General features: G+C 40.3%; 3 protein-coding genes. 2 read left to right on the forward strand and 1 reads right to left on the reverse strand.

All coding sequences use genetic code 11. From position 1 onward, the window contains the following. On the forward strand, positions 1 to 1327 hold a 1327-nt coding region (locus tag ACT3SX_RS13970), incomplete at its 5' end, for a DUF2345 domain-containing protein (protein ID WP_444761792.1). Then, positions 1327 to 4446, forward strand: coding sequence for a hypothetical protein (locus ACT3SX_RS13975; RefSeq protein ID WP_442254597.1), 3120 nt, complete (start codon positions 1327 to 1329; stop codon positions 4444 to 4446). The genes ACT3SX_RS13970 and ACT3SX_RS13975, both read left to right, overlap by 1 nt. 39 nt (positions 4447 to 4485) lie before the next feature. Here the strand turns inward: ACT3SX_RS13975 and ACT3SX_RS13980 are convergent. Next, positions 4486 to 4683: hypothetical protein (locus tag ACT3SX_RS13980; RefSeq protein WP_444753422.1), on the reverse strand; the 198-nt coding region annotated here is incomplete at its 5' end.

The following is a 4683-nucleotide window of genomic DNA, read 5'->3' on the forward strand; positions in this document are numbered from 1 at the left end:
AGATGCCGGTTTAGCCAATCGACATAACCTCAAAGGCGGTGCCTCTCCCAGATGGCATGGTGGTGGTCTCGGTCATTCGCAAATCAATGACGATGATACTCATAGCGGATGGATCTCTGGTATTGCTCAATATGGGCTGACGTCTGAGTCTGAAGTGACGATGAGCTTTGATGATACGCCAAACAAGGTCGGTCTACAGTGGACGGTGAATACTGGTGCGCGCGCTAATGCTGAGACACCAACCATCACTTCTAGCGCGGTCTTTGCCCCTGATGAGCATGTCGTTGCATTGGGTACACTACGCCACCGCTTTAGCAATCATCAATCAAGCGATAGTGGTCAAGGCATCAATGTCGCTACCGATCATGGGCTACAGATTAGTGGTGATACAGGAGTACTACTCTCTACCTTTGATATCAAACACACGCAAACTGAGCATGAGTCTGCATGGGTCAATGATGCAGGACAGCAGCAGCTTAAGTTGGGCGCTGAGCTGAGCGAGACGTTATCAGAGGCTAAACAGGCACATCTACAATCGACCGAAGCACTCAGTGATGCCCGAGCGTCGATAGAAGGGTTTAAGAGTACGGCGCAAATTATCGATGAGACGCTAGATACTGAGGTACTTGGTGCAGCTGATGTGCTACTGGTTAGTAAAGATAGCATCCTCGCATCAGGCAGCAATACACTGTGGACGGCGAAAACAATCGTTAGGCAATCAGGCAGCACGCAATCAGATATGGTCGCAGGCAATTATACGCTGGCGGCAAATACGATTGATTCACTCTCAGGCGTCGGTGGTCAAACGGCTCAGTCAGGACTACACATCAGTGCCAATAGCAAACCTGTAGCGATACAGGCACAAGGTGGTGAGTTGCAGCTGCACAGTCAGCAGTCGATGACGGTTGGTAGTGAGTCAGGTCAGGTCAATGTGTCGAGTCCGAAGCGGATTAAGCTACAAACGTCAGCTGGGGCTTCGATTACCATCGATGACAGTGGTATTAAGCTGGTGTGCCCAGGTACGGTTAAGATTAAAGCGGTGAAGAAAGAGATGGTGGCGGGGGCTAAAGTTGGTCCAACGCTACCCTCATTAGGTGGTTCAGATGTCAAATCCTATCTAACTTATGTTGCTAAAGATATGTTTGGTGAGCCTATCGCCAATACGGAATACTTGCTATTTATGGAAGATGGTACTGTGAAAAGTGGTAAGACTGACGCACAAGGTCGTACCGAACAGATCGTCACGGACACACCTGAAGAAGTTGGTATACATATCGTTGGTGAAGAGCATGAAGGGTTTGCATTAAGTTTTGAGGAGAATCACTAATGTCAGATAAATTAACATTACATGTCATAAATAAAATACCCGACCAGCCTGTAAAAATTCTACTATTTGTAAAAAACTCTCACGGTAATCCCATAAAAAAGGTATTCACAGCAGACTCCGCCGGTGTGATCGAGACAGGTATTTCCATTTCTGGATTGTATACTCCGAATGTGTTTTATCATTTGCAAGGCGACTCTAAAATTCCAAAGATACTGGGGAAAGATGTTGAGCGACTTGGTAATATATATATATTTGAGGCGGATAATTTACGAATAAACTTTTATGCTAACGTGAGAGATAATAGTAAAAAGGAATCGTTACATGAAAGGATATTCAATGGTATACACTACCAAGTAGACTATAAGATAGGTGATAAAATAGAGAAGGTTTCTGGTAAAAGTACTACTTTAACAGGTTATCATAATGCAACATTTACTAAGAAAATACCATTGGTAGCTTCGGCAAAATATCGATTATATTTCATTGAAAAAGGTAAGCCAGTAAACCCCTATATAAAAGGAGAAGGTCAAAAAGCAACAGAGTTTTCACTAGACCCAAACAAAGCAAACATAACAAAGGAAACAAAGAGAACAAAGGGAACTGGTGATTTTTACAGTAAATCTTACCAGTTACAAACCTTCTTACAGTTTCAAATAAAAACTAAAGGTGGCAGCATTCCTAATGATGTGAAGGTTCAGTTAATCGACTATAGAAAAACAGTGAAGAAAACACTGAAGGTAGACCCTAAAACGGGTTTGACTGAGAAAATAAATGCTGACTATAAAAGGACGGTACAAGTCTTGGTAGCTGGTAAGCCAGTGACATCTAGGCTTGATTTTAAAGATTCAGAAGGAGATGTTGTTCCATCACCTTTTGGCTACATTAGAACGCTTACTATACCAACAATGAGTATACCTACAGCTGTAAACAAGCCTAAACATGAAGCTGTTTTAGCAGGCAAAGCTAATTTGCCAATAATTTTCGATTTAGAAACTCAAGAGCTCATTCTACTTGAGCCAAAAGATTACAAAGAACTTAGTAAAGTAGGTTCAGAACTTTCAGATTTAGTTGCTCAATGCCACATCAATAGAAGAAGACTGTCTCAAAGCCTTGAACCATCTGCAACTGTGACCGTAAAAGATATTGTAAACATTGAAAAAGAGCTAAAAGCATCAGAAGACTTATTAAAGGTTAAATTAAATATAGATCTAACACAGAAAGCGTTAATAAAAGAAGTATATACAACTCAACGTTATGTTGAAGGCGGTAAAACTAAGATAAAGCTTATAAGAAACCATCTTAATAGAGATAAATACCAAGTTTATTATAAAAACCGTGTCAATACAGATGGCACTAAAATTGATATCAAAAGCACGATAAGAGGAAGCAGTCTCAAAGATGAACCAAAAAATATAGATAAAGTAGCACTAAAAGATAGTTTAGATAAAATAAAAAGGCAGGCAAGCTTTAAGCAATATGGCGAGCGTCATTTTAAAGATCTAAAAATCTTTAATGAACTTTTGGGTCTTTCAGGAAACGAGCTAAGTGAAACTATCTATGAGTCTAAGAAATTTAAAACTGAAGTTTCGGCTCAGTGGTTAAGGGCTATAGGTGGCTGGACCGGCTCTGCTGCTTTCAACTCTGATCCTTCTAAAGGCAAAGTAGGTGGGGAACTTGGATTTGATGTTAGTGGTAAATTAGTACTTTGCGAAGCTAATATAAACAGTAAAGCAGCATATCCTTCTCTACAGGGATGGCAGCTAGTCTTTAATCATAAAGCAACTGGAGAGATCGACTTAGGAGCTATCCGGTTTATTATAGAATGCGACATTCACGGATTTGTAGGAGCAAAGGCAGGCATTTCAGGTGCGGTGTCTATAAGTTTTAATGGCAATAAACAAGAAGTTCAAGCTATTGAAAAAGATACTGCTCTATCAGCAAGTCAACTGTACGGACCAGTAAAAACTATTAACAAGCCTAAATTCGATCCCATTCTTGATGATAAAAAGTTTGCTAATACTCCAGTGAGTAAAGATCTCGACATTGGCGTTACTGCCTTCGCTGGTGCAGAAACAGGTATCACCCCGAGTGGAAGCTTGGAGTGGCTCAGTCGAGATACCAATACTTTTAAAGCATTGGCTAAATTATCCGTTACAGGGGCGGTTAGCGCTGGCATAGGAGTTGAAGGTTGCTTTTCAGTATTTTACGCTGATGGTAAGTTTAGAATCAAGGCCAAAGCGGCGCTTTGCTTTGGCGTAGGTGCCAAAGGTGAAGCTTTATTCGATGTCAATGCAAAGCTAATGATTGAGTTTGCTTCTTGGGTACATAGTCAATTGTTGATTGCTAAGTTTCGTGTATTGTCATTTATAATGAAGGAATCATTTATACAATTGAGTCAATTTTTTGTAATGATGATCGGACGGGAAAATGAAATCTCTGAAAACTTAAATAACATTTCATCAGTTTTTGCAGAATTTAATAGCTCCTTAGATAAAGCCCGTGAACGCAATAAACTAGCCAGTTTTATCCTGAACAACGCAGACGATGCTTGGTTGAAAACGGCTACCCCTGAAGCCAAAGGTATATTGCTTTATCAACTGACACGTCATGGTAAAACAGACAAAGTGATAGATAAGGCCATTCCTACTACGGGTTGGGATAACGTTGATATTGATTATTTACCAAATCGCAAAGCTGCTATCCTAAAAATATTTGAAACAGTAACGATTAAACGCGAATGGCAAAATGTATTACAGCACATGCACCCAAATGGTTCAGAGAGCAACCTAGGAAAAAATGAAGGCGATATCATTCGCTTGCTTAATCATGGGCTACTAATAGAAACAGATATCCAAACCGTCTTTGACTTTATAAATAAAAGGGCTAAGGGTGTATTTGAAACAGATAGTGACTACAGTGAATATCTTATTAAGTATTTGGAAATGAGAACTAAAGTCGCGCCTGAATACCCTGATGGCATAGAAGTCGTCAAAAACACCAGTCCAAAATATGACATCTTTATCAATCATGGTAACGTCAATGGCTATGAGTTTTATGCTGCCAAAAACCCAGAGCAATATGACCCAGCTGGCTTTGATGAGGATAGTTATATGGTTTAACGGTCACCACTTAACTTAGCTATATTTTTGCCTTGTACTTTAAGATAACGGTGAAGATGCATTAGCGACGCAACGAGCTGAAGTATCTCCGTTCTGATTAATTTCAGCGTCATTGTCTAAAAGAGGCGGATTGGGTACTTTATGCCAACGTTTTACGCTTACAGCACCTATCAACTTAATGGTGCTCGCATCGCCTTCATTTGCCTCTACGCTGCGTAGTACTTTTTCTTTACCAGT

Origin of the sequence: Psychrobacter sp. AOP31-B2-9 (assembly GCF_052378005.1) — a bacterium.
Classification (GTDB): domain Bacteria; phylum Pseudomonadota; class Gammaproteobacteria; order Pseudomonadales; family Moraxellaceae; genus Psychrobacter.